General features: G+C 45.3%; 22 protein-coding genes and 1 riboswitch. All 22 genes read right to left on the bottom strand.

Annotated features, from left to right (window positions below; genetic code table 11):
- Window positions 1–3: 3 nt before the first annotated feature.
- A complete protein-coding gene (locus tag MCJ35_RS00805) occupies window positions 4–846 on the bottom strand; it encodes a polysaccharide pyruvyl transferase family protein (protein WP_240299320.1) in 843 nt (280 codons plus the stop codon).
- Window positions 843–1,154: a hypothetical protein gene (locus MCJ35_RS00800; protein ID WP_240299319.1), complete on the bottom strand. Its 312-nt coding sequence runs from the start codon at window positions 1,152–1,154 to the stop codon at window positions 843–845. Before MCJ35_RS00800 ends, MCJ35_RS00805 begins: the two co-directional genes overlap by 4 nt.
- Before the next feature lie 19 nt (window positions 1,155–1,173).
- Complete coding sequence (locus tag MCJ35_RS00795; protein ID WP_240299318.1) at window positions 1,174–2,064, bottom strand: glycosyltransferase family 2 protein; 891 nt, start codon at window positions 2,062–2,064, stop codon at window positions 1,174–1,176.
- Window positions 1,985–3,370, bottom strand: coding sequence for a hypothetical protein (locus MCJ35_RS00790; protein ID WP_025483431.1), 1,386 nt, complete (start codon window positions 3,368–3,370; stop codon window positions 1,985–1,987). Before MCJ35_RS00790 ends, MCJ35_RS00795 begins: the two co-directional genes overlap by 80 nt.
- Window positions 3,371–3,451: 81 nt before the next feature.
- Window positions 3,452–4,498 (bottom strand): glycosyltransferase family 4 protein, encoded by a 1,047-nt coding sequence (locus MCJ35_RS00785; RefSeq protein ID WP_025483432.1) that lies wholly within the window; start codon window positions 4,496–4,498, stop codon window positions 3,452–3,454.
- A 529-nt stretch (window positions 4,499–5,027) separates the two neighbouring features.
- Window positions 5,028–6,029, bottom strand: coding sequence for a GHMP family kinase ATP-binding protein (locus tag MCJ35_RS00780; RefSeq protein ID WP_025483433.1), 1,002 nt, complete (start codon window positions 6,027–6,029; stop codon window positions 5,028–5,030).
- Window positions 6,030–6,035: 6 nt separating this feature from the next.
- Window positions 6,036–7,169 carry a glycosyltransferase gene (locus MCJ35_RS00775; protein WP_025483434.1) on the bottom strand — a complete coding sequence of 378 codons (1,134 nt, stop codon included), beginning with the start codon at window positions 7,167–7,169 and terminating at the stop codon, window positions 6,036–6,038.
- Window positions 7,170–8,432 (bottom strand): glycosyltransferase, encoded by a 1,263-nt coding sequence (locus MCJ35_RS00770; RefSeq protein WP_240299317.1) that lies wholly within the window; start codon window positions 8,430–8,432, stop codon window positions 7,170–7,172.
- 757 nt (window positions 8,433–9,189) lie between these two features.
- A complete protein-coding gene (locus MCJ35_RS00765; RefSeq protein ID WP_025483437.1) occupies window positions 9,190–10,620 on the bottom strand; it encodes a sugar transferase in 1,431 nt (476 codons plus the stop codon).
- Between the two features lie 118 nt (window positions 10,621–10,738).
- Window positions 10,739–11,437, bottom strand: a complete 699-nt coding sequence (locus MCJ35_RS00760; protein ID WP_025483439.1) for a hypothetical protein — start codon at window positions 11,435–11,437, stop codon at window positions 10,739–10,741.
- 78 nt (window positions 11,438–11,515) lie between these two features.
- Entirely contained in the window at window positions 11,516–12,568 is a 1,053-nt protein-coding gene (locus tag MCJ35_RS00755) for an LCP family protein (RefSeq protein WP_240299316.1), read from the bottom strand.
- Window positions 12,565–13,314 carry a CpsD/CapB family tyrosine-protein kinase gene (locus MCJ35_RS00750; protein ID WP_025483440.1) on the bottom strand — a complete coding sequence of 250 codons (750 nt, stop codon included), beginning with the start codon at window positions 13,312–13,314 and terminating at the stop codon, window positions 12,565–12,567. Before MCJ35_RS00750 ends, MCJ35_RS00755 begins: the two co-directional genes overlap by 4 nt.
- Window positions 13,311–14,093 (bottom strand): YveK family protein, encoded by a 783-nt coding sequence (locus MCJ35_RS00745; protein ID WP_008721480.1) that lies wholly within the window; start codon window positions 14,091–14,093, stop codon window positions 13,311–13,313. Before MCJ35_RS00745 ends, MCJ35_RS00750 begins: the two co-directional genes overlap by 4 nt.
- A 9-nt stretch (window positions 14,094–14,102) precedes the next feature.
- Complete coding sequence (locus tag MCJ35_RS00740) at window positions 14,103–14,825, bottom strand: CpsB/CapC family capsule biosynthesis tyrosine phosphatase (protein ID WP_025483443.1); 723 nt, start codon at window positions 14,823–14,825, stop codon at window positions 14,103–14,105.
- A gap of 1 nt (window position 14,826) precedes the next feature.
- Window positions 14,827–15,318 carry an AfsR/SARP family transcriptional regulator gene (locus tag MCJ35_RS00735; protein ID WP_330507567.1) on the bottom strand — a complete coding sequence of 164 codons (492 nt, stop codon included), beginning with the start codon at window positions 15,316–15,318 and terminating at the stop codon, window positions 14,827–14,829.
- A 234-nt stretch (window positions 15,319–15,552) separates the two neighbouring features.
- The gene (locus MCJ35_RS00730; protein WP_008721474.1) at window positions 15,553–16,005 is read right to left on the bottom strand and encodes a hypothetical protein; all 453 of its coding nucleotides are present in this window, start codon (window positions 16,003–16,005) and stop codon (window positions 15,553–15,555) included.
- A gap of 514 nt (window positions 16,006–16,519) precedes the next feature.
- Window positions 16,520–17,356, bottom strand: coding sequence for a tyrosine-type recombinase/integrase (locus MCJ35_RS00725; protein ID WP_034576503.1), 837 nt, complete (start codon window positions 17,354–17,356; stop codon window positions 16,520–16,522).
- Between the two features lie 326 nt (window positions 17,357–17,682).
- Window positions 17,683–18,168, bottom strand: a complete 486-nt coding sequence (gene xdhC / locus MCJ35_RS00720) for a xanthine dehydrogenase subunit XdhC (protein WP_025483447.1) — start codon at window positions 18,166–18,168, stop codon at window positions 17,683–17,685.
- The gene (xdhB, locus tag MCJ35_RS00715; RefSeq protein WP_008721467.1) at window positions 18,161–19,048 is read right to left on the bottom strand and encodes a xanthine dehydrogenase subunit XdhB; all 888 of its coding nucleotides are present in this window, start codon (window positions 19,046–19,048) and stop codon (window positions 18,161–18,163) included. The genes xdhC and xdhB overlap by 8 nt, the downstream gene beginning before the upstream one ends.
- Window positions 19,049–19,064: 16 nt before the next feature.
- A complete protein-coding gene (gene xdhA / locus MCJ35_RS00710) occupies window positions 19,065–21,353 on the bottom strand; it encodes a xanthine dehydrogenase subunit XdhA (protein WP_025483448.1) in 2,289 nt (762 codons plus the stop codon).
- 368 nt (window positions 21,354–21,721) lie between these two features.
- The gene (locus MCJ35_RS00705; RefSeq protein WP_025483449.1) at window positions 21,722–23,116 is read right to left on the bottom strand and encodes an NCS2 family permease; all 1,395 of its coding nucleotides are present in this window, start codon (window positions 23,114–23,116) and stop codon (window positions 21,722–21,724) included.
- Window positions 23,117–23,221: 105 nt separating this feature from the next.
- A complete protein-coding gene (locus tag MCJ35_RS00700) occupies window positions 23,222–24,496 on the bottom strand; it encodes an amidohydrolase family protein (protein WP_025483450.1) in 1,275 nt (424 codons plus the stop codon).
- Between the two features lie 107 nt (window positions 24,497–24,603).
- Window positions 24,604–24,699: riboswitch (purine riboswitch) on the bottom strand.
- Between the last annotated feature and the right edge of the window lie 282 nt (window positions 24,700–24,981).

Here is a 24,981-nt window from a genome sequence, read left to right as displayed (position 1 = left end):
ATATTAACCGTTCAGCCACGAAATAAGCTTCTCTTCGCCCCTTAACGCCTCTGACATTAAGTTTTCTCTATCTGCCTTTCGTTCCCCACCATCAGAAATTCTATCAATTAATTCCAGAAACTCGTCTTTATTTAAATCAAACTCCCTATAAAAATATGAAGATTCACGTATTCCAAATTCAGTAAAACACTTCAGTCTATTATCCTGCAACGTATCAGTAGTCTTAGGTGAATAAGATATTGCCGCAAAGGGACATGCTTCAAACATAGAAAATATAACACTATGAAATCGCATATCAATAGCAAGCTTTGCTTTAGCAAACAATGGACGAATTTCTGCCAAACTGCCTTGATAAATTTCAGCATTATCAAATCCCAATGAGATTAAGTTTTGAGCAAAAGCCATATCGCTAGGATGTAGAAAGGGGACAAGTACATTCTTGCAGTCTGGAAACACCCTATCAATGTAATGGTGAGCATCTATTAATGCGGAAACCAAAGTGTTATACCTATCTTTAAAATGTTTATTTTGTAACTCCTCTAATGACCAAGGCATTGCAAGCGCCCACAATATAAAATTCTCATAAATCTCAGGTGTTTTAATTCTCTTAAAATATTTATTCATGTCCAAATCTCTCAAGGCAAATGTAATATCCGGAAAAAACAAAACCTCTCTTTCATTCGTGATACTCATAAGAATTTTTTGACTGTTTTGTGTCCTGGTAGTAACCCAATCAACTTTCTTTAAAAGTTTTCTCCACAGTTTTCTGCTTATGTTATTTCTAATTTCGGTAACCTCAATTCCATACAAAACAATTCTTGTTCCAAAAAAACTGGATAAAGTCACCCACAGGTAATTGCATAATACCTTTCCAATTGAATCGTTTGGCCATATACCCCCCCCCCCCCTATAATGAATTTATTACATTTGCATGCGTGAAACGTAATCTGCAATTGTCGTATTAGTTTGTTCCTGCTAAGTGCCAGAAAGTGGACATTCTTCGGGAATGAATAATTAGCAAAACAAATTTCTTTTACAATAACATAAATATCACGAACTCTTGATTTTAATACACTGTTGATTACAGAAAGCATTATATAGTCATCACCTGTATTCTTTTGTCCATAATATCCATAAATTACAACTTTCTTCATCTATTCACACTCCCATTTGTTAGATATCAACTTTACCCATAATCCCTTTTCTATAATCGCACCAAGCTCTTAGTATTACTCGGTCATTATTTCCATGAATAAGACTTTGAATATACTTCATAAATCTCGTTATCACTGTATATAACCATGCAGTTGAACCAAACCTGTACTTTTTCATTAAAAAGAACCTATTTCGATTGCTATAGTATATAGCCATCCTCGATTGACTGCCGCCACTCATCCCTACCTTATGCCAAACTTTGGCATTCGGAAGATAACGAATACTTACTCCAGCCTCCTTCAGGCGAAGAGAATAGTCCATATCCTCCCAGTACATAAAATATTGCTCATCCAAAAGACCAGCTTTATCAAGTACTGAGCGTGGAATCATCATGCAACATCCAGTCGCATAATCTATGTTTTTTTCTGAAGAGAATTCAGCGCTATCCTTTAAATTTTCCCCAAAGTGTACCTGTCGCCCTCTCTTATAATCAATCTTCCCACCTGCATACCATAAAATATCTGGATTAGTGTAATAATAAATCTTCGGAACATTCACACTGCCGTCATCGCCTTCAAAAATTTTTTCAAAGAAATCTTCTGCAACAACTGTATCATTATTCAGAAGAATAACGCTTGAGCAATTTTGTTCCATTGCATATCTTATTCCCAGATTATTTCCATATGAAAAACCACCATTCAGTTCAGAAGCAATTATTACAATTCCTTTAATCCTTTTCAAAACGTTCAGACTATCATCAGGCGATTTATTGTCAACAACAATGATATGTGATAGTCGCATGCCTGCTTTTTGAAGGCTCATAATGCAATCAACTGTAATGTTCGGATTGCAGTAATTCACCAGAACTATATACACGCTTTCTTTTATATTTATTTTTTTTGGCTCCATTTATACTCACCTCAGTATCTTCAGTCAGCACATAGTCTGTTGCAAATAAGCTTATGTAAACAAGCTGAATAAAGGATCCTCCCGCCATATTGTACATTATTCCAAAAACAGCTAATCCTAAAACAAGGCTTCTCTTTTTGGTATCTATCCCAGCTGCACGAAAACACTTGTAAAAGAAGCTGTAATACAATATTCCGCCAATTATTCCCGTCTCCAAAAATACACTTGCAATATCAGACTCAACTGTCCACACATAGTTTAATTTCAACATAGATGATGCTAATCCCAGCCATTGAATAGCATTGCTGTAGTAAGACATAAGTATTCCGCCGCATTGATTGCCAACTCCTACAAATTTCTGTATAAGCGGAATATCAAACAGTTCTAGCTGAACCACGGCAATAGGGTAACCAATATGTCGATTTGTTCCATCCTCTCCAGTTATAACTGTTGAAAATCGTTCAAGTACACGTATAATCTGTTGCTGCAAAGCAGGAGATTGCCAGTAAATCCTAACAAATACGATAATTAAAATTATGACCACTACTCCATATTTGGCAGACTTCTTTAGAGCCTTATTATTTATTGTCCGTGATTTTAGTTTTATAAACAGTTGATATAACACAATAAATACGATACTAACTAAAGCAACTCTAGACAATGCAAGTAAAGCACATACAACATATAGAAATTTATGAATAGTCTTTGTCTCCAAAATAAAACCTATTAACAATAATAGTCCCAAAAAGGCCGCATCTCTATTGATTCCAGTAACTCGCATAACTACGCCCACTGAAGAATTCGCTATATTGGAATATCTGGTCCAGTCGCCTCCGAATACTCCTCCTAAAACAATGCTATTTAAATCAAACCTGATTGTTTGCATAAGAGCAAACTGTGCAATTCCCCACAATGTCTGTATTCTCGCTGTCCAAATGAGAGCTTTTCTAAAGCAAGCAGCGTACTCATATTTCTGCCTAGAATTCCATAGCATCAAGGCTACTGGAAGCAGTAGAAAAAGATATGAGAATATTTGCAGCCCTGCCCGTTGAATCAATTCATCTGTAACTTTCGTATTATAAATCACGGAAAAAAGAATCCCAGACAAACTTCCTAAGCATGCGACAATATACCAACTAATTAATTTCTTTTGTCGCCCGCCAACTTGAAATCTTAAATTTCTACCGTTTTGAAATAACAAATATATTTCAAGCGGAACCAGCACCAATTTATTTAAAGAAACTCCAAATAAGGTCGCTCCGATGATACTCGATCCAAAAACAGCGATAAAAACCACTACAAACATTGATTTCATTCCTTTTCTTAAATTAGTCAATTCCCTTCGCATAAGTAAGTTAAACCAGATATTAAATTTAATGCTTCAAAGTTACTTACGACTTGATTCCACAGCGTTTTTGTATATCTTTGCCGCCACGCTAAATGAATACTTCTCTATATACTGCTTTCTTTCTTTTTCAGTGATATCTATTTCATTAAACTTTTCAAAAGAAAAGCTTTCGACATCATTAGGATCAAAGAAATATGCTTGGTCATATATTTCTCTGAATACTGATATGTCTGACAAAGCCACGGATCTGCACTCCTGAACAATAGCCTCAAGTGGAGGTAACCCAAATCCTTCGTAAATAGATGGGAAAATAAAACCCTTAGAAAATTTATATAGGCTTGCCAATTCATCATCGCTCACATATCCTGTATAAATAAGATTTGCTGTATCATTTTCCGTTACAGAATTAAACGACTTATGCTGACCACCCACAATAACAAATTTTTTCTCCGGATATTTACGGGCCAACTTCACAATGAAATTCTGATTTTTATGTAGATTTCGACTACTTACACTCAAGTAATATTCTTGGGGCTCAACACCAAATTTAGAAACATCTATTGTCTGATACTCTGTATCGAGCAAATAGTTTGCCGATGAATAAGCCACCTGAATTCTATCTTCCGGAATATTAAAATATATTACTATTTCATTTTTAGAAAACTCTGATACAGTAAAAATTTTCTTGCATCTTTTAAGGCCTAAACATAAAGCCATCCTATACACTGCACGAAATTTCCAGTCGAATGACTCCGGCTGTCTGATAAATGTTATATCATGAACCGTCCAAAAGCCAGGTAAGAAAATCGGGGCTGTACCCGAAAGACTCAATAGTTCACCACCATTTTTCTTTACAAATAGAGGCAGGCTTATCTGAATCCATAGATGTCCTGTAAACTTTCCTACGGTTTTCTGCTTTATTCTTTTTAATTCAAGAAAATTAACTTGAACTTCCGGTGGCATGAGTATCGTCACATCATCTTTTTCATCTAAAAGCTCATCAAGACATTTTACAATCTCAATAGCGTACCGCTGAACGCCTGTTATTCTTTGTGTTAAAAACCGACCGTTTATATATAATTTCATCGTATAATTTTCCTGCTTCCGTAGATAATTACTTTCCAAAAAGTAGTCTCCAGCATCAGGCACCAACAGTGATATATAGGCAGATGTAACTCCAGAATCATGTAACTATCTGTCTCTGGTGCTTTAACAGCCACATCTGCGACTATCGCAAGCTCACCGCTAGTTTTCCCTGCTAATCCAATTATTTTTTATTCCCAAAGCACGTGCTACTACCGTAGCGTTTATATTGTTTTTGCTGTTTTCTGAAGTTGAGATGCCGAGGAACACATCCCCTTCTCGTACATACCCGAAGAGTTGCTTCACAGACACTCCCCATCCACATCGTTAATGTAAGCAATCGTCAATGCCTCATAAGCCACAAGCGGTATCGCCATCAGAGAACACTCTAAGTTTTTAGAGAGCTCTGCTCCGCGAACAAGATCAGCCTCTTTCAAATTTTCTGCGAACTCATGACTCACTGGACGGAGAATTTTGAAACGCTTCTTCAGCTCCCCTACGATATGCTTAGAGTCAGATGCCGAACCATCGTTTACGCCCTCGGCTCATATGTCTCCGGCGTATAGTGAATTATCCTTGTTCCGCCATTTTCAAACTGGAACGGGATATACATTAAATCCTTCATCGCCCAATGGACTGCTTCTTGCTTCTCAGGTTGCACATAGAACACAAGGAATCCCCCACCGCCGGCTCCCAACAGTTTGCCGCCAAGAGCCCCAGCTTTAATACCCTTCTGATAAAGTGCATCAATGCTGTTGGTGGAAATAGCACTTCCGGTCTGCCGTTTCAATTTCCATGTATGGTCAAGTAAATAGCCAAAATCATCCAAGCTACGTTCTTTTTCTGTCAAGACTCTTTCTGCAGTATCCACGAGCACATACATTTCTTTTAGCTGTGCTTTTTTATCGGATGCTGTAATATTATTGGCTTTCTGTACATCCGAAGAAAAGCGTGTAAATCCAGTAAAAAACATCATCAGGTTTTCATTTAGCTGTTTCTTTCTCTCCGGACTGATAATCACAGGAAGAACTTCATAACCATCAGCATCGAAATTAATACGGTTAAATCCGCCAAAAGATGCTGCAATCTGATCCTGCCATCCTCCCGCCTCTTTACAAAGGATACGCTCCAAATATATTGCTTCATCTGCTAGCTTCTTTTTATCAGCGTACTTTCCCTTCAAAGCATAGAAAGCGTTCAGCATACCGACAGCAAAAGAGCTGCTTGTGCCAAGACCAGAACGTGCTGGAAGATCGGCTTCATATGTAAGACGTATCTCATGCATATCCAACAGTTTCATAGCATTGCGAATTGCTGGGTGCTGAATATTCTCTACATCAGCCACACGCTCCGTCTTAGAATAAGACAGCTCTGTAGAATAATCAAAGAAACGCGGAAGATGCCGCACATTCACATAACAATACTTGTCGAATGTGGTTGACAGGACTGCACCACCATTCTCTCTGAAATAATTCTCCATATCTGTTCCGCCGCCGAAAAAGGACATACGGAAAGGCGTTTTTGTAATAATCATAAGTGTTTACTCCGTTATTATTTCTTTTACAAGATTTCTAATATTCTCACTGTACTGTGTCGACAAGAAGTTATTCATAACACGCATTCTCCCTGCTTCTCCATACTTCTTTCGCAAGTTTTTATCTTCTGCAAGTTTTTCAATTGCCTCTGCGTACTTCTTGACATTCCGATTGTCGACCTCGATACCCGTTTCATCATTAAGGTTTACATAGTTCACCCCACTACCCGGAATCGTAAATGTAATCGCAGGTTTTTCGTAGTACATAGCCTCTGCTAGGGCTAATCCAAACGCCTCGTTCTTTGTAATGGAAGGAAAACAGAAAATATCAGAAGCATAAATCAACGCTTTTAACTCTGCATCATCCACTTTTCCAGTAAATACTACCTTATTGTCTCCTGCTGCTTCTCTATGTAAATCTTCTGTTAGCTCTCCCGTACCTGTTATGAAGATCCTGAAATTTTCGTCAAGAAGTTTGCTCGTTTCTATCAAGTACTTGAAGCCTTTATATTCTGTATGTCTCCCAACTGCTACACATACAATCTTCCCAAGATTTTCTTGTCTGATTTCTTTCGCTCGCCTTCGTATCTCATCATTTAACTGCATTCTCTTAACATTGATACAGCTAGGTACTACAACACATTTGTTGCGAGCTATTCTCAGCCATGGGCTTCCTTCAATATAGTTGGGTGAGGTAGCTATAATCCTGTTTGCCCGTTCCAGAAGATGTTTATTCTGCTGTGCAAAGAATAGCTTCAAAAATCTCTGACGTGTGATATCCAAGTGCCAATATACCAGTAATTTTGCCCTATGCTTCTTTAATACCCCCAGAAGAATCGAGGCTACAAAGGGGTTTGGATAGTGAAACACCACAATGTCTGGGGCAAACTCCCTCATTATCCTTTTCAGTATTCTTCTATATGATTTTGAAATTGATTGAGATGAAACCTTCGCAAAGCAACCGCATTTATAAACCTCCACGCCATCTGTCACATCAACTTGATCATTCCTCTCAGTATTAAAGGCAATAACTTTTTGCAAATATTTACCTTGTAACGATGTAACGCAATCTCTAGCTGTCTGCTCAGTTCCCCCTGCGTACGGATAATAATACTTGGATACATGTAATATTCTCTCCATTTACGCCACCATCCTTTCATATACAGTGTGCGTAAACGAGTTTAGATTTAGGAGCAGGCTGTCGACATTGGAAACTACTCCAAATGAGAAGAATCCCCCCCCCCCCCAACAACCACAGGTATAAATTTCGTTATATACCATAGCCATCACTTTTGTATTATATTTTTTCATGATATCCTCAAATGCCCTTTCGATTAACTTCTCAGTTTTACCTCTAACTATTGCTTTCAGATAAATCGAAGTTGATTCAAATTCATTTTCAAAGCTCTGACCGCTCATTTCCCTCTGGATACTACGGATTGCTTCTATAAATTTCTGAACATCACCACAAACAAGCCCGTTCCTACCATTCTCAATCACATCATGATTTCCAATAACATCCGAAACCACGCAAGGCTTTTTCATGTACATAGCTTCCAGTAGACTAACCGGAAGTCCTTCCCACAGGGAGGTAAGTAAAAACACATCAGCCGACATTGCTTTTGTCAGCGCGGTTTTTCTGTCTGCCCAGCCAGTAATTTCTATATTCTTACTTTTCAGTTCTTCTCGAAGCTCACCATCACCAATCCATAGAAATCTTACATCCGGTATAGCTTCCGCAATTTGATTAAACATCACCGGATTTTTCTGGTAGCAAATACGCCCCAGTGTGAACACTGTGAACGGATGATTCCCTATTTTAATCTTGCCAAGTGTCTGTACCAGCTTCTCCACGTTAATACCATTGTTAATGTAAACCGCCCTCTTATTGAGTTTCAGCGATTCCTGATGCTCACCTGCGCTGCAGCTAATGGTGGTACAATTAAGTTTCCCGCAGGCACTCTCAATAAGCCTATAGGCAGTTCGTTTTAATGCACTGTGATTTTTCATGAGGAAGCTATAGCCGTGGGGTGTGTAGAATAATGGCACCTCCTTCCTATCTACTTTATACCCATTAAAGGCAACTCTCCCGATTACACCAGCTTTGGATGAATGCAAATGGATAATATCCGGCTTTATCTTATTTGCTATATTTTTAACTTCATAAAATGCTCTTAAATCCCTCGCCGGATTGATAGAACGCTCAAAGTTTTCAACCTGAATCAAACTGATTCTCTTATCAAAATATTGCTTATAATCCTTAGGTGTCTGTTTCCGAATTCCATAGGCGATGTACATATCAAATTCTTTTACAAGCTCATTTGCCAAATCAACGATATATGTAAATACACCGCCGCCCATGGCTTCGACAACAAATAATATTCTTTTTCTCCTCTCCACCATATGGTATTGCCCTCTACTTTCTTTTTAGTTCTTTCTCTATTATCACAGTGCATATCAATTCTTAACGCTGTGGATATAATGCTTTCCTATGCCCGCGGCCGCTAATTTCCTAATATATTCCTTCCAATAGGTCTACGTTAAATTTTCAGTTGCTTATCATCTTTCACGTAGGTTTACACTAAATTTCATGTAAATTAACAGTTGCCGCCTTGCCCATATATATACCTTCGGAGGGTATATATGGGCAAGACCAATTTTTCGCAATTTTTATTCCACTGAAAGTTTAGGTCGGACATTCCTACGGCCCAGTTCCTCTTACTGTCCAAACATCTTCTTATCAATATTTGCCCCGAAATACTACCTATAAGACAATCAATGTAGACCCATTAAAAAGATCTTCTTCTAACGCCTTAGATTCTGCATACTTTATAAATCTGAAACAGCCTAACGGGCATACAAAATCCGAGAAGAGGTAACTGTAAAATGTTTTCTAATAATTCCCCCACCCCGGATATATCTCACCGCATTGTCCTTTTTTGTTATCAAACGGTCCCGCCATCCATGGTATATATCGACCGCTCATCCTGCTACTGCCTAATCTGCCTTTATATCCTTTCCCTTCTCTGACCAGATCCATAAATATCATCTCCTCCCTCCAGTTATTCCTGCTTTTAGGATTAAATATCCTTTCAACATTCATCAAATAATTGTTATTATTTGCACCAAAACAAAAATACCGAGCGCATCCTTCCTCTACCTACATCGCCCCACCCTTCCCCAACACCACCTGCACCGTCTTCATCAATATCCTCATATCCAACGCAGGCTTCCACTCCGTTATATACTCCCTATCCAACTTCACGACTTCCTCAAAATCCGTAATCTCACTCCTCCCGCTCACCTGCCACATCCCGGTAATGCCCGGCTTTATACTCAATCTGGCCCGGTGGTGCAGATCATACTTCTCCCACTCATCCACCGTAGGCGGCCTTGTGCCTACCAGGCTCATATCCCCCTTCAGCACATTCCAGAACTGCGGGAATTCATCAATGGAGTATTTCCGGATGAAGTTCCCAATCCCATTTGCGCCCCCAATAATCCGGGGGTCATTCTCTATCTTGAACATCATCCCGCCCTCTACGCGGTTCTGATTCATTAATTCCTTTTTCCGTTCTTCCGCATCCATGTACATGCTGCGGAATTTATATAGTTTAAACCTTCTTCCATTCCTTCCGATGCGGACTTGGGAAAAGAAGATTGGCCCTGGCGACTGGATGTAGATACAAGGGGCAACAATGAGGAACAGAAGCCCGGTTAATATGCAGCCCACGATTCCTCCGGCAATGTCCATGGCGCGTTTAAAAAACGCCTGGCGCCAGGAAGCCATGTTGATGCTGCTGGTCAGCACCGTATATGTGCCCATGCGTTCCACATGCTGCATCTGGCCTTTCAGCCTTCCCATCTCAATCAGCTTCAAATGTACGGTTACACCCATGTCAATGAAACTATCCATCAGTTCCTGCGGCAAAGGCATCTTTTTGGGAAGATTGATAAATACCTCGTCCACCCATTCCCGGCATACGTATTCTGCCACGGTGTCTTTGTCTGCCACAATGTCTATCCCGTTTATATTCCGCCCGGTCCAGTCAGCATCCAGCAGCGTCACACCTACAATCCTGAAACACTCATAATTGTTGCTGCGGATGTTTTCCACCGCTTCTTCCACCATATCCATTGAAGTCAGGATAAGAAGGGACCGCTTTCCCCTTCCGCCTTCTCCCCTGGTAAGAAGATATTTCTTCCAGAAGATTCTGCACGCATAAGTAATTACTGCATACAGGATACCGGTCATTATCAATGTGATTCTTGAGTACTCTTCCCCTTGCTGGGTTGCAAACAGGTAAAATGCCGCAATCAATATCACAAGACCCACATGCTTTATTGTCGAAGTAAATTCTTTTAAGTACCCTCGTTTCAGCACATTCTTGAAACTTTCACCAAAGAATGTAACGAATATCTGAATCAGCAAAAAAACCAATACCATATTCCGGTATAACTGGCTTCCATAAGGCCAGTGGACCCCATGGCGCACAAAGTAGGCTGCAATATAGGCTAACTGCAGGCACATTGCATCGATTAATGTGAAATCCAGATGCTTCATCCATCCTTTATCTGCTTTTCGATACATTTTTCCCCACCAGACTTTTTCTTATGATCTCCCGGGACAATTCCCTTTAAAACCGGGGGGCATGACACTTGTGTCCTGATACCCCCGGTCAGCATTTTTCAATGCAGTCAGTGCAATATTACTGGTTCTTGTACACTACGGATAATGTACCTGATCCAGGAACATTGACAGCTACGGTCTTGGTAACCGGATCCACCTTAACGGCTGGAATCAGCTGCCACTGGCCTGTAGCATTGTCGTAGAACAGTACCTGTACATTAGCCAGGTTTTCAACCAGGTTTGGTACATACAGGGATACTTCTACAGCACCTGTCTTCACAGCGCCTGTGTTGGCATCCATGGTAATGATTGCATGGGTACCGGTCAGGGCGTTGTAGCCAGTCAGGTCCAGGGTCTGAACAGCCTCAGTCAGTGGTTTTCCTGCGTTGATCTCATTGATTGCAGATACTACGTTCTCAGGAAGACCTGCTGTTGCTGCTACGCTGGGAGCAAATCCAACTGCTGTATCGCCGATAACAGCCTGGCCTTTTGAGTTGGTTGTTACCTGCTGGCCTGTGGTTGTCACAGTGTCTACAGCAACTCCGATTGTGCTTCCGCTTGGGCTTGCACTGGTTGTTGCGCCTGTGGTCTTTACACCGCTGGACGATACAGTTACTGTGGTGTTGGAGTTTGCACTTGTGTTGGTTGTTGTTGAGGAAGTGATTGAACCGCTTCCGTCACTGCCGCTGCTGGATGAGCTGCTGCTTGCAAACGCCCACATTGGCTGTACTGCCAGAGCTGCTGCCAACACTAAAGCTGCTGCGCATTTCTTTTTCATATCCTTCACCTCTCCTTTCTTTTCTCCTAAGAGTTTTATATTCAATAAACAGCATGTTTCCACGCCGGTTATTGCACCTTATTGAAGTTCCCGGTAAAACAGTTCCAGTATGACAGGCGTCAGCGCCTCCTGGTCCGCGTAGAACTCATCATACCGGGGAGTTACTACTCCCTCTCCGGGAACCGTGTAGAAATCCTCATCGCTGAGTCTTCCGCTTCCCACGGCATCCATGGCAATCTTAAGGTACTGGTCCTTGGCCATGTTGGTTACCATGTATTCCTGGACCTTGTCGAACAGCCGTACCACCAGGCCGCTGTCATGGGCAGACCCCTTTTGTACTGCCTCAAAAAATGCCTTGATGTATTGCTGCTGCTGATCCATCCGGAATAAGGCCGAATGCCCTATTTTTATATCCCTGAACCGGACAAATGTCTCTGCCTGTTTCCCCTTAAGTGTTACGGTTTCTCCCTTTACCAGGGCAGGGTCCCTCTGTTCCATGCCTTCTGTTTCAATGGTTACGGTCACGCCGCCCACCTCATCGTTCAGCATGGGAATTGCGCTCATGTCTGCCGCCAGATACCACTCTATCTTCAATCCGCCTAATAGGCCGGATACCGCATCCACCATGTATTCGCAGCTTTTTTCCCTGCCGTCGCCGTAAGCATAGGCCAGGGTCAGATGCTGCATATCCTTTCCTAATATATTGCCGCTTAAATCTGTCAGCGTTATATCTGTCATGGTGTCCCGGGGTATCATCAGTATTTTTATGGTATTGCGAACCGTATCCTGGGCAATGAGGAATATTCCGTCGGACTGTCCCCCAAAACCAGATGTGGTCTTTTCTGTCATTTCCCCTGCGCGGTCCACGCCCATGCATAGGATGGCTTTTACATAACTGTTGCGCCTGTATTTTTTTCCGTTATATTCAACAATGTCCCCGCTGAACAGGTATGTATCATTCTGCTGTCCGCCCGTGTCTGCCGTGTAGTTCCTGGCTGCGATTTCTGCTTCTATGGCTTTCCGCTGTCTGTACAGACCCACGCCTGTCCATATGAAACCAACCAGGGAAACCGCCGCTAACCCAATACCGACACGGTATACTGTGTTTTTATGATTGCGCAGCCAGCTCATGCATTCGCCTTCTCGTATTTTTCATATTTTCCGTATTTGCCATACTTCCCATATTTGGAGTATTTTCCATATTTCCCGTAACGGCCATAGTACTTACTGTAGTATCCGCTGCGTTCCATGCTCACCTTGTTGAGCACCACGCCCAGGATACGGCAGCCGCTCTTGTCCAGCTGGCTTTTTACCCGCTGTTCCAGGCGGTAGCTTATGCATCCGCTTTCCACCACCATCACGGCGCCGTCGCACTGTCTTGCGACAATGGCCCCGTCTATCAGGTTGGCCATGGGAGGCGTGTCTATAATAACATAGTCGTATTCATTCTTAAGCGTTTCAATCATTTTTCCAAACAGGTCCTCTTCCAGAAGTTCGGCGGGATTGGGGGAATATGGACCGGCAAATACCATGCTCAGGTTCTCCACATTCGTATCATAGAGGACTTCCTCCAAGTTCTTCTGTCCGCTTAGGTATTGGGACAGGCCGTATACTTCCGTCTCCAGCTGATACCTGGACACCAGGACGGATTTACGTATGTCGGCGTCTATCATCACAACCTTTTTCCCAATCTGTGCCAGGGATGATGCCATTGCAAATGTAATGTCACTTTTTCCTTCATCGGGAAGGGAACTGGTCAGCATGATGGTCCGGATGCCGCTTCCGCAAAACTGTATGTTGGTCCTCAGGGTCTTGATGGCTTCGTTGTAGTGATAGTCATCTTTCATTTCCCTGTTTAGTGTAATTATCTGCTTCATGATGCACGGCCGCCTTTCTTTTTCCTGGATTTCCCGGGAGCTGTCTTGGTTTTGGATTTGGAAGATATCATGGCTTCCTTGTCCTCCGGCTTTTCTCCCTCCCTGATTGGCACGGATGCCAGTACGGACAGTCCCAGGTATTTGGTAACGTCTTCTTCGGTGCGGATTGTATCGTTCATCACAACCTGGACCGTAATCAAGCCGCATACAATCACAGCTCCCAGCAACGCGCCGATAAGGGCGTTCTTCACATTGCTTGGGCTGGATTTCTGTATGGGGATTTCTCCTTCTTCAATCAGCTTAGGCGGCACCATTTCCATGATGTCCCCAATGTAATCGGAAGAAACAGTGGCAATTTTGTCTGCAATCAGTTTTGCCATGTCAGGCGCCGGGTCTTCCACTGATATGGACAGGATACGGGTATCCTGGGGATTGTCTATGGTAACCTTTTCCAGCAATTCCTTGTATGTAAGATTCAGCTTCATATCATCAATTACCTGGTTCAGCACCCTTCTGCTGGTAACGATGATTTTATAGTCCTTTGTCAGCTGGCTGCCTATCTGCAGGTCTGCCAGTGAAGTCAGCGTGGTTTCTTTGGAGAGGATATAAACCATGGCAGTGGACTTGTACTGGGGCGTGAGGACAAATTTACTGAATGCGCCGGCTACTCCGCCGAACAGGACTATCACTCCCAATATAATCCATATCTTGCGCCGGAACTCCCCCAGCAGCTCCAAGAGGTCTATCTCAATCTCGTCATCTTCATATGTCTTTTCCATACTTTTTCCCTATTCTCCTGTTTTTCCTTTTTGTAATATTGTGTCTGCATTGCTGCTGACCAGGGCATTTAATGCATGTTCCCCAACATGTTTTTCCAGCCATCCAAGGCTTGCCTGGATATCTGGTTTCCTGTAATCCATCCTGTGCATGTCCGTACCCAGGATATGGATCCTGCCTTCCAAAACCTGCCTGCGGCACCACCGCACCTCCCGGTTCCATATGCCGTTCCCCACCAGGCTGCTGTAGTTCATTTGAAGCCTGCAGCCGCATTGGAGCAGTTCTTCCAGGTTCTTGCCTTCCCTCAGGCAAAAGTACCGTTCCACATGGGCAATGACCGGTATGTATCTGGCCATGGTCATTTTCCTTACTGCCTGATACAGGCTGTGGTAAGCTTCCTGTGGGTCGAATTCCACCAACACGTAACGGGTTCCCGCGAGGGTCAGGGCCTGTCCCTGTTTCAGGTTTTCTACCAGCCCCTCATGGTAATAGGTTTCCTGTCCCAGACCTGTTTTAAAATCAGATGCAATCTTTTGGGCCTCCTCGGAAAGTCTGGCAGACAGTTCGTATATCTCAGGGCGGAGTCCTCTTCTGGAATAGTGGGGCGTGGCCACAATATGGCGTATCCCCTGGCTGTAAGCCATTTCCAGCATCCTCCTGCTTTCATCCCAATCCCTTGCCCCGTCATCAATGCCTGGAAGGATATGGGTGTGTATATCAATCATTCCCGTCATGTCATTTCAACACTCCATTGTATTTTCGGTATAAATTCTTCAGATACGGCAATGTATCCTCTGCCCAGGAATATTCCGGCATGTAACTCCCGGAAAACAGGGTAATATAATCAGGATTGCCCTCTATGAACTCGTAGAAGTCGCACAGGAACAGCTCCGTGTCCACTGCATAACTGCCCCGTTTCTTTATTAATATGTGTTCAATCCCATATTCCTCAAGGCTTCTGCGCAAGCGGTAATAAATTACCCTCAGGTTGTTTTTTGCGGTCTTTTCTTCTATACTTTCATATAATAAATATGTCATCTGGGATAACGATACGCTGCTTCCTCGTTTTTCGACCAAAACCGCCAGCATCTCCTTAGCCTTGCTGCTGGGAAAATAAATTAACCTGCCATTCACATAGACATCAAAACCATCAAAGGTCTTTACGAATATCTTCGCATTTTTCACTACCGACATCAGCGTTGTTACTCCCATTAATTCCAGCCGCATAGTACTGTTCTCTGTAAGGATATACCACCCTATTGCTTTCAGTTTCGTTACAAAACCGTTTCAATTCCATGCTGCCAGTAATTTTTTGTAGTTTTCTGGAAATATTGGTTATAATTTGTTATTTATGTACATATAAAAAAAGAAGCTATCTTTTCAGATTGCTTCTTTTTCGCTTCCGGAAAACCTAATATATTGTTATTATTTGCTTTTCTATGTATTTAATTCAGAATTTTCCTAAAATTTTTCTTCAAAATAGTCCCTCATAAGACTTGACAGCGTTACTTCCGCCCAGCTGTACTCCGGCATATATTCACCTGCAAAGTAATTAGATGCGCCCTCTACCTGACGCACCATATCATAACTGTCACAGACAATCTGCTCCTTATTGATGGCATATGTGCCTCTTCCTTTAATGACGATTTTTTCGATTCCGTACTTTTTAAGAGTCTGCTTCAGCCTGTGCCATGCCAGATGGACAGCCTGCTTGGCTGCCGCCTCATCCCGCTCTCCCTCTGATAAAACGCCTGCCAGATGGGCCAGCGTGACCGCCTTACCTCTCCAGTCCACAAGAACTGCCAGTAATTCCTTGGCCTTACTGCTGGAAAAGTATATCAGCTCGCCTCTATAATACAGATCAAAGCCGCCAAAGGTTTTTACATATACTTTGTCCATATTAATATCAAACATGTTGCATACTCACCTTTATCCCACATTTTTGGAACACGCAGTTCCGTTCTCTCTCCACAGGGCCTGATTGCCCCTACCTATATGTTAACATAAATGCTCCTCTAATTCCAGTAATATAACCCCATTTCCCTGTAAATCCCCCTCCATATTTTACACAAAAATTGTACTTTTTCAACAGTTTTAGGATGTTTGCCATCAAATCCCTTAAATCCCATGGCTGCTCCCTTCATACCTGGCAGTAAGGATACCACATAATAGCAATTATGTTGTCGCCCATTCTCTGTCTTGGGAGGAAATGTAACCGCATCTGCCCCAAAACCCGCAAAATGGTATGCAAAATAAACCGGTGAAAAAGAATCTCTTTCCCCGGTCTGTTTTTCATGCTGTTTTACTTCGATTTTACTTTGTACTTACAGCGATTCTTGCTTTTTTCCATTGGCCATGTTAAACTGTTTATGTACCATATTGTTTTAAATCTGTCCGGGCGACAACATAATTGCTATTATGTTGCCGTTTATTTTTTTGCCAGGACAAGGCCAATGCGCTCTAACTGCCGGATATGGGACCTGCCGCTTTCCATTGTATAGATACGTGTGGTGGTTACACTGGAATGTCCCAGCAGGTCGGCAAGCCTTGACAGGTCTTTTTCCAGCTTATAATAAGTCCTTGCAAACAGGTGGCGGAGATTGTGCGGGAAAACCTTGCCCGGCTCCACGCCCGCCCTCTTACAGAGCGCTTTCATATCCCTCCATATATTTGTCCGATCAAGTGGCTTCCCACTGGCGGTCTTAAAGACCGGCCCGATGTCAATCCCATACCTCCTACAGTACCGCTGCAATGCCCGGCATAATACTTTTGGCAGGAACACCACACGGTTCTTCCCTTTGCAGTCCACCTTAGCCTGTCCGGCCCGCACGGCTTCCACGGTTATGTGGCGCACCTCGGACACACGGATACCGGTGGCGCATATTGTCTGAAGCAGCATTGAGAGACGGTCATTGTCTTTTTCCTCCGCTGCTTTTATCAGCCGCCAGTATTCCTCCCGGGTCAGCTCTTTTTCCGGCCTTGCAAAAAGACACTTCTGGATTTTCAGCGGCTTGACTTTCATCTGTGCCATGCCGGACCATTCCAGGAAGCCGTTGACCGCTGCCAGCATGGAATTAACACTGGCCGGTGCATAGGATTCGGTCAGATATCCCTTAAAGCTTACCACTGCTTCCTTACAAAGAGGCTTATTTCCCATGAATGAGAAAAATGCCCTTAAATCCCGGATATACTTTGCTATGGTGTTGGCGCTGCGTTCCTCGCTGCGCAGGTAGGTTTCATATTCGCTTAAATTCGTATCAGTCATGATTACAGCCCTCGCTTTTTCTCTAATGTCTTTTATTGTGCCACTTTTATGTTGTGCCAATCCGCTATTTTATAATGAATCGGTTTTCTTTACATTAGATTTCCTGATAAAAAAAGCAGCGAGGTATTTCCTATAAAAAACTCCCCTTATCCCCAAGAGTTGCTTCACCAGTCTTTCAATAGAACCAGTTAATGAATCGGGCGCCGCATTACCTGCGGCGCCCTCTCTTTTCACTATGGGTTATCCCAAACCCTTATATTTTAAGATGCCGGCCAGGACTTCCTCAGGGTCCCGGCCATACACCGCATCTCCCTATCCATGGGCCGTTATTTCCCGACCACCTTATATGTTTCCTCCACAATACGCTCCATTGCATTGAGGATGTTCTCATATCCGGTACACCTGCACAGATGACCGGAAATCAGCTTGCGCAGTTCCTCGCGGTTGTACCGCTTGCCTGTGCCTACAATCTCCACCGCGGACATGATTAATCCCGGTGTGCAGAAACCGCACTGTACGGCTGCTTCCTCAATAAATGCGGTCTGAATGGGGCTTAGTTCGCCGCCCGGTCCCTTAAGGCCCTCCACAGTCATGATACGGCGTCCCTCGGCCCACAGGGTCAGATAAATGCAGCTGTCAATGGCCTCGCCGTCAACCAGCACGGTGCATGCGCCGCATTCCCCAACCTCGCAGCCTTTTTTCACGCTGGTCAGTCCAAGGCGGTTCCTCAGGGTGTCTAACAGGGATTCCCTTGGGTCCACGGCCAATTCCACTTCTTTTCCATTGACAGTCATATGAACGATATTAAGCATCCCACTCACCTCCTGCGTTGATTACTGCCTGTCTGAGAGCCCTCTTGCCCAGTTCTTCCACCAGCTGCAGGCGGAACTCCTTGGATGCCCTCCAACTGGAACGCGGATTCACTTCCGTCAGCGCTCCCTTTCCAACCTTCTCAGCCAGCGCCTCCCCAATCTCCATGCCGATGACCGACTGCTCTGTCTCACGGCAGCGGATGGGTGTGGGCGCAGCCACTCCGTATGCAAGGCGCAGATCTGCTATCTGTTTTTTGTCTTCTGTCAGTTTTACGGTTACGGCGCAGCCCAGGGTTGCTATCTCCATGGCTCCCCTTTTTCCATATTTGATGTAGTGGCCGCCGTAGCCTTCGTAATTTTCCTTTTTAATCCGGATGGAAACCAGCACTTCCTCATGCTCCCTCACGGTCCTGCCTGGCCCGGTGTACCACTGGCTGATTGGCACTTCCCGCATGCCCTTTGGTCCTTTTAATACCAGGATGGCATCCAGGCAGCAGAGGCTGCTGGCGCTGTCCGCACTGGTGACGCCGTTGCATACATTGCCGCCCACTGTCCCGATATTGCGAAGCTGGGGGCCGCCTGCCATGTCCACTGCATCTCCCAGGATTGGGATCAGCTCCTGTATTATCTTATTGTTTGTAATATGGGAAAATGTGGTAGCCGGGCCTATTGCTATGGTGCCGTCCTCCTCCACACGGATGCCTTCCAGTTCCTTAATCCCGTGTATGCTCACCAGGGAACAGCCTGCCAGCTTTCCTTCCCTGATTTTAATCAGTACGTCGCTCCCCCCGGAAATCACCACTGCTTCCGGGTCCTTTGAGAGGGCGCGCACCGCATCGTCTACATCAACTGCCTGATAGTATTTTTCAATATCATACATGCCAACACCGCCCTTCCTATATAAGTCCTGCTGCTTTAAAGTGTTCCACCAGTTTCTGCGGGTCCAGGGGCAGGGAATCCACTGCGACTCCCGTGGCATGAAGCACCGCATTGCGCACGGCCGGCGCCACCGGAATGGCCGGCGGCTCGCCCAGGGCCTTGTTGCCAAATGGTCCCGTTGGGTCATCCAGTTCCACAAACAGCGCGTTTAGGTCCGGCGTGTCCATGGATGTGGGCAGCTTGTAATCCAGCAGGTTGTCATTTAACGGCCTTCCCTTTGCATCAAAGAGCAGCTGTTCGCTGAGTCCGTATCCAAGCCCCATGCTCATGCCTCCGTGTACCTGGGCAGCCGCCAGCTTGGGGTTAATGAGGTTACCGCTGTCATGGACATTTACAATATTGGTAACCTTTACCTTGCCCAAAGGCATATCTACCTCTACCTCGGCAAAGCATACGCCGGTTGCAAAGGTATTGGTCTTGCAGTGGCTGGTTGCCTCTGCCGTGATATGGACGGAACGGTCCAGGCTGTAAAAGGCCGTGGCAGCCAGTTCCTCCATGGCAAGAAGAGTTTCCCCCGTCTCCTTATCCACCACGGAATTGTTCTCCACATCCAGTGTGTCCTGGCTGCGGTCCAGCATATAAGCGCCATATTCCAGTATCTTTTCCTTAAATATGGCCCCGGTCTTCTTAATCGCCATGCCGCTTACATAGGTCTGCCTGGATGCATAGGCCCCTGTGTCAAAGGGCGTTATATCCGTATCCTGTGTGGACATGACATTGATTCTGTCTTCTGTTATCCCTGTCACTTCCGCCGCCATCTGGGTAAACACCGTGTCGGCGCCCTGGCCGATTTCAGTTGCTCCCATGGAAAGCTGCATGGAGCCGTCCTGGTTCAGTACCATCCGGCAGGCCGCTGTCTCCAGGGAAATGGGATATACGCCTGTCTTGTAACAGAAGATGGCCATTCCGATTCCTTTTCTTATGGGACCTGTCTGGTTTTCATATTCCTTGCGCTTCTCGTCCCAGTGAATGAACCGGCGGCCCTTTTCCATACATTCCTCAAGTCCGTAGGTGTTGCATTTCACATGGGTGTGCGGGTCTTCATATCCCGGTCTCATACAGTTCTTCCTGCGGAACTCCAGAGGATCCATATGTAGGGCCAGGGCCAGGTCATCCGCCATGCACTCCGCCGCAAAGGCTGCCTGGGGGATTCCGTATCCTCTCATGGCCCCGCCTGTGGCAATGTTGGTGTACACCGTATACGCGTCGGACTCCAGAACCTTTTCATCATGATATATCTGCTTAAACTCATTGGATGTATTGGCTACGATGGCATGTGCATGGGACGCATAGCCTCCCTGGTTGGAGTAAGCCTCCAGCTTCCTTGCCACCAGGGTGCCGTCCTTTCTGGCAGCCGCCTTTACCTTAAGCTCTATGGCGTGGCGTACACGGGTGCATCCAAGGGTTTCCTCCCTGGATATTTCCATCCTCACGCCGCGCCCGCCCACCTGGGTGGTAAGGAATGCGTTCAGCGGCTCATAGAGCACATCCTGCTTGTTGCCGAAACCACCTCCGATGTACGGCTTGATGACGCGGATCCTGCCCATGGGCAGCCCCAGGGCCTGACTGATGACGCGGCGCACGATGTGGGGAATCTGGGTGGAGGTGGTGACAATGATGCGGTCCTTTTCCATATAGGCAAAGGAAACAGGCGTCTCGATATGGCAGTGCTGCACGCTCTGGGTCTTATAATCCCTGTCAATCACCACCAGGCCGTCCTCTTTCACCGCCTCCTCATAGGTACCCTCTCCCACTGTGAAGGAGGAATGTGCAATCACATTGCCGGGTTTTTCATCGTGCAGCCGGGTTGCCCCCTCTGCCATGGCTGCTTCCACTGTCAGTAATGGTTCATATTCCTCGTACTCCACCTTTACCAGGCGGGCCGCCCTTGCAGCGGCAATCTCATCCTCTGCAATCACGGCAGCGATGTCATCGCCGTATACCCTGACCCGGGTATTGAGGAGCTTCCTGTCTGCAATATCCTGGTGGGCAGTCTCCACGGACCATGGATGGCCGGGAGTGGGGAATTGGATATCCGGCACATCGAAACATGTGACAATCTTCACAACCCCGGGGACAGCCAGTGCCTCGCTTAAATCAAAGCTTTTTACCACGCCGTTGGCAATGGTGCTGCGCACCACCTTGGCCGTCAGAAGGCCCTTGGGCTCTAAATCAGCCGTGTACCTGGCTTCCCCGGTCACTTTATCCTTTGCATCAACGCGGGTCATGTTCTTACCAATTCCCATTCTATCTCCCTCCTGCATTGAGCACTTAGCGCCTGTCTTTTAGGCGCTTAGGTGCGAAAGCACTCCGTGATACTTAGTGAGGTCCTTTCGAACTTAGTATCACGAAGTTTCCTCTGTGGCACTTAGCGCCTGTCTTTTAGGCACTTAGGTGCGAAAGCACTTCGTGATACTTAGTGAGGTCCTTTCTCGAACTTAGTATCACGAAGTTTCCTCTGTGGCACTTAGCGCCTGCCTTTTAGGCGCTCAGGTGCGAAAGCACTCCGTGATACTTAGTGAGGTCCTTTCGAACTTAGTATCACGAAGTTTCCTCTGTGGCACTTAACGCCTGTCATTCAGGCGCCTGTGTGCAAAATTAATTATATCAGTAGTTAAATCAATACGTATTTCAGAACAAACAGCACAGCCAGGACATACATTAACAGGCTGATTTTCTTATCTTTCGCATGGCCGGTCACTACATTGATTACCACGTAGGAGATGACGCCCATTGCAATACCTTCGGAAATACTGTACATGAAAGGCATTGCGATGATTGCGATGTAGCTTGGGATGGCTTCCGTGAAATCGTTAAAGTCAATCTTCAGGACAGAGGATATCATCAGGAAACCTACAATAATCAGGGCCGGAGCCGTTGCAAATGACGGGATGGCCAGGAAAATCGGTGACAGGAACAGGGACAGTCCGAAGAAAATAGCAGCTACTACGGATGTAAGGCCTGTTCTTCCGCCTTCAGCAACACCGGATGCACTCTCTACAAACGTGGTTGTGGTGGATGTACCAAATACAGCGCCAAGGGAGGTACCGATGGCATCGGACAGCAGCGCGCCCCTGATTTTCGGAAGCTTTCCGTCCTTATCCAGCATGTCGGCCTTGGATGCAACACCAATCAGGGTTCCCAGTGTATCAAACATATCCACGAACAGGAATGCAAACATGATGGTCACGAAGTTCAGTGACAGGATACCGGAGAAGTCCATCTTGAAAAAGGTAGATGCCATGCTTGGGATACCAAGTCCGCTTGAAAAATCCGGTAATACGCTGAACATGCCAAGCTCTGCATTGGGCTGGTACAGTCCGGTCACTTCACAGATGATTCCTAAGATCCAGGTAATCAGGATTCCCCAAAGGATGTTACCCTTTACATTCTTCACAACCAGGATACCGGTTATCAGTACGCCTAACAGGGCCAGAAGCACCGTGATGCCTACTGAGTTAAAGGTCCCTGCCTCCAAGGATCCCTTAAATGAAAACACGGATACAAGCGTGGCGCTGTCCACTACAATCTTGGCATTCTGTAAACCGATGAATGCAATGAAAAGTCCGATACCAGCGGATACTGCATGTTTCAGGTTCATTGGTATGGCGTTGAAGATGGCTTCACGGACATTGGTCAGTGACAGCAGGATGAAGATGACACCTTCCACGAATACGGCTGCCAGGGCCATCTGCCATGTGTAACCCATCTGCAGTACAACTGTGTAAGCAAAGTAGGCGTTCAGTCCCATGCCGGGAGCCAGTACGAAGGGATAGTTTGCAAATGCCGCCATGAGCAGGGTCGCCACCAGTGACGCAAGTGCGGTGGCTGTGAAAACAGCTCCCCTGTCCATGCCTGTGGCGCTTAAGATGTTCGGGTTAACTGCAAGTATGTACGCCATGGTCATGAATGTCGTGATTCCCGCGATGATTTCTGTCTTCACGTCTGTGTGATGTTCTGATAGATGAAATACTTTTTCTAAAAACCCCTGATTTGCTTTGTTTTCCATACTTCATACCTCCTTGGTTTTAAGTACATGTGGTTTTACTTCTATCTAAAGAACGTTTACCCCTTACCGCTCTTTCTCACATATTCAGTTTTAATTCCGGCTTGTTCAGAATACCTGGCAGCCGGCTACATACTTGGCATCTATATGACGTTCATCTGAAATGTAGATGAACCGCTCCAGCCTGTCTTTTAAATCCAGCGGCTGCGGATGCCTGAGGCTTTCATCATTCAGTACCACTGCGTCCAGTTCATACCCCGGTTCAAAGCTTCCTGTCTTTCCAAAGAAGACCCCGCCGCCCTTGGTTCCCAGGTAAAATGCTTCTTCCACGGTCAGTGGCTTAAGGCTCTCATCCACCAGTCTCCAGCGCAGCTTTGATACCTGGATGGCGTCTGCCATGGCCCGGAATATGGATTCCCCAACGCCCCCGGCCACATCTGTCCCAAGTCCCACCTGGATGCCCTCATCGAGATAGGTCCTCACCGGCGCGATTCCGGATGACAGGTTGGTATTGGACTGGGGACAATGGGCAACGAAAACTCCGTTATCCCGCATCCTGGCGACCTCCTCCTCAGGCGGCCATACGCAGTGGGCCATGATGGTCCTCACGTCATTGCCAAACAGTCCGAAATGGTCGTATGCATCCCCATAAAATCCGGACCATGGACAAAGCTCCTTTACCCATGCAATCTCCCCCTGGTTCTCCGACAGATGGGACTGCATGGCCAGACCGTAGCGGGTCTGTATCTCTTTCAGTCTTTCCATCAGTTCATCGGAACAGGTGGGGATGAAACGCGGCGTGAGGATTGGTTCCGTGTTCCTGTACCTGCCGCTTATCTCCTCCAGCCATCTCACGGTTTCTTCTGCAGACGCCTCTGCGCTGTCCTCAATCAGAAAGTCAGGACTGTTCCTGTCCATGTTCACCTTTCCAATCATGGTCTTTAATCCGCTTTCCTCCATCAGGTCCATCAGTACCTCGGTGGCTTCCCTGTGAAGGGTGGCAAAAATACATGCTCTTGTTGTAGCGCTGCGTTTCATGTTATCCGCAAATATGGAATATGCTTTCTTCGCATACTCCGTGTCCCTGTACTTGGCTTCCTCCGGGAATGTCCTTGTATTCAGCCATTCCAGCAGTTCTAAGTCCATACCAAGTCCCCTGAATGAATACTGTGGCGCATGGAGATGCAGATCCACAAGCCCCGGAACAATCATCCGGTCTCCATAATCCGTCAGGGGAAATGATGCATACTCTTGGGGAAGTTCTCTGTACACTCCGGCCGACCTGCCATCCAGACATACCAGATATCCCTGTTCTACGGTTACAAGGGTCTGGGCATCCTGGCTGTAGCAGATATTGCCTTTTAATACAAAATTCTCTGCCATATGCTCCTCCTGTCCGTATCCACCTGGACAGCGGCGGGCCCGGGCAAATAAAAAAACCACCGCTGTTCCTAAGGTTCCACAACTGTCTGTCCCCGGCGCCCCGGGCAGTACTGATTGTGAAAACTTATAGTCAACTATTACGGTAGTTGGTAGAAACGCTCAACCTATTTTGAGCATATATAAGTTTTGAATACTTATACTTTTATTTAGTTACGTCATCTTCTGACAACTTGAGTCTATCACAATAGACAACTGTATGTCAATACATCGCATATTTTTTGTGCATTTTCTACATTTTGAATAAAATTTCTGTTAATTATTCTGTTAAAACCAATATTCTTTGTAAGAAATCGATATTCTTGTCAAAGTATAACGTTTTCTTTTGGCAGTATGGCACGGTCCTATCCGCTGACCAATCAGAGGTGCTTTCCATGCCTGTAAGACGGAAGTACCGCCTGGTGACATGGTATGGTACCTGTACCATA

Source organism: Enterocloster sp. OA13 (assembly GCF_022440595.1).
In the GTDB taxonomy this organism is placed as follows: domain Bacteria; phylum Bacillota; class Clostridia; order Lachnospirales; family Lachnospiraceae; genus Enterocloster; species Enterocloster hominis.
The sequence above is the reverse complement of the archived record's forward strand: the minus strand, read 5'-3'. Positions and strand labels throughout refer to the sequence as shown.

Bases quoted from the DNA above. Each gene is read 5' to 3' on its own strand.
- MCJ35_RS00800 (WP_240299319.1), bottom strand. From the start codon at position 1,154: ATGAAGAAAGTTGTAATTTATGGATATTATGGACAAAAGAATACAGGT.
- MCJ35_RS00795 (WP_240299318.1), bottom strand. From the start codon at position 2,064: ATGGAGCCAAAAAAAATAAATATAAAAGAAAGCGTGTATATAGTTCTG.
- MCJ35_RS00790 (WP_025483431.1), bottom strand. From the start codon at position 3,370: ATGTTTGTAGTGGTTTTTATCGCTGTTTTTGGATCGAGTATCATCGGA.
- MCJ35_RS00785 (WP_025483432.1), bottom strand. From the start codon at position 4,498: ATGAAATTATATATAAACGGTCGGTTTTTAACACAAAGAATAACAGGC.
- MCJ35_RS00780 (WP_025483433.1), bottom strand. From the start codon at position 6,029: ATGATTATTACAAAAACGCCTTTCCGTATGTCCTTTTTCGGCGGCGGA.
- MCJ35_RS00775 (WP_025483434.1), bottom strand. From the start codon at position 7,169: ATGGAGAGAATATTACATGTATCCAAGTATTATTATCCGTACGCAGGG.
- MCJ35_RS00770 (WP_240299317.1), bottom strand. From the start codon at position 8,432: ATGGTGGAGAGGAGAAAAAGAATATTATTTGTTGTCGAAGCCATGGGC.
- MCJ35_RS00765 (WP_025483437.1), bottom strand. From the start codon at position 10,620: ATGTATCGAAAAGCAGATAAAGGATGGATGAAGCATCTGGATTTCACA.
- MCJ35_RS00760 (WP_025483439.1), bottom strand. From the start codon at position 11,437: ATGAAAAAGAAATGCGCAGCAGCTTTAGTGTTGGCAGCAGCTCTGGCA.
- MCJ35_RS00755 (WP_240299316.1), bottom strand. From the start codon at position 12,568: ATGAGCTGGCTGCGCAATCATAAAAACACAGTATACCGTGTCGGTATT.
- MCJ35_RS00750 (WP_025483440.1), bottom strand. From the start codon at position 13,314: ATGAAGCAGATAATTACACTAAACAGGGAAATGAAAGATGACTATCAC.
- MCJ35_RS00745 (WP_008721480.1), bottom strand. From the start codon at position 14,093: ATGGAAAAGACATATGAAGATGACGAGATTGAGATAGACCTCTTGGAG.
- MCJ35_RS00740 (WP_025483443.1), bottom strand. From the start codon at position 14,825: ATGACGGGAATGATTGATATACACACCCATATCCTTCCAGGCATTGAT.
- MCJ35_RS00735 (WP_330507567.1), bottom strand. From the start codon at position 15,318: ATGCGGCTGGAATTAATGGGAGTAACAACGCTGATGTCGGTAGTGAAA.
- MCJ35_RS00730 (WP_008721474.1), bottom strand. From the start codon at position 16,005: ATGTTTGATATTAATATGGACAAAGTATATGTAAAAACCTTTGGCGGC.
- MCJ35_RS00725 (WP_034576503.1), bottom strand. From the start codon at position 17,356: ATGACTGATACGAATTTAAGCGAATATGAAACCTACCTGCGCAGCGAG.
- xdhC (WP_025483447.1), bottom strand. From the start codon at position 18,168: ATGCTTAATATCGTTCATATGACTGTCAATGGAAAAGAAGTGGAATTG.
- xdhB (WP_008721467.1), bottom strand. From the start codon at position 19,048: ATGTATGATATTGAAAAATACTATCAGGCAGTTGATGTAGACGATGCG.
- xdhA (WP_025483448.1), bottom strand. From the start codon at position 21,353: ATGGGAATTGGTAAGAACATGACCCGCGTTGATGCAAAGGATAAAGTG.
- MCJ35_RS00705 (WP_025483449.1), bottom strand. From the start codon at position 23,116: ATGGAAAACAAAGCAAATCAGGGGTTTTTAGAAAAAGTATTTCATCTA.
- MCJ35_RS00700 (WP_025483450.1), bottom strand. From the start codon at position 24,496: ATGGCAGAGAATTTTGTATTAAAAGGCAATATCTGCTACAGCCAGGAT.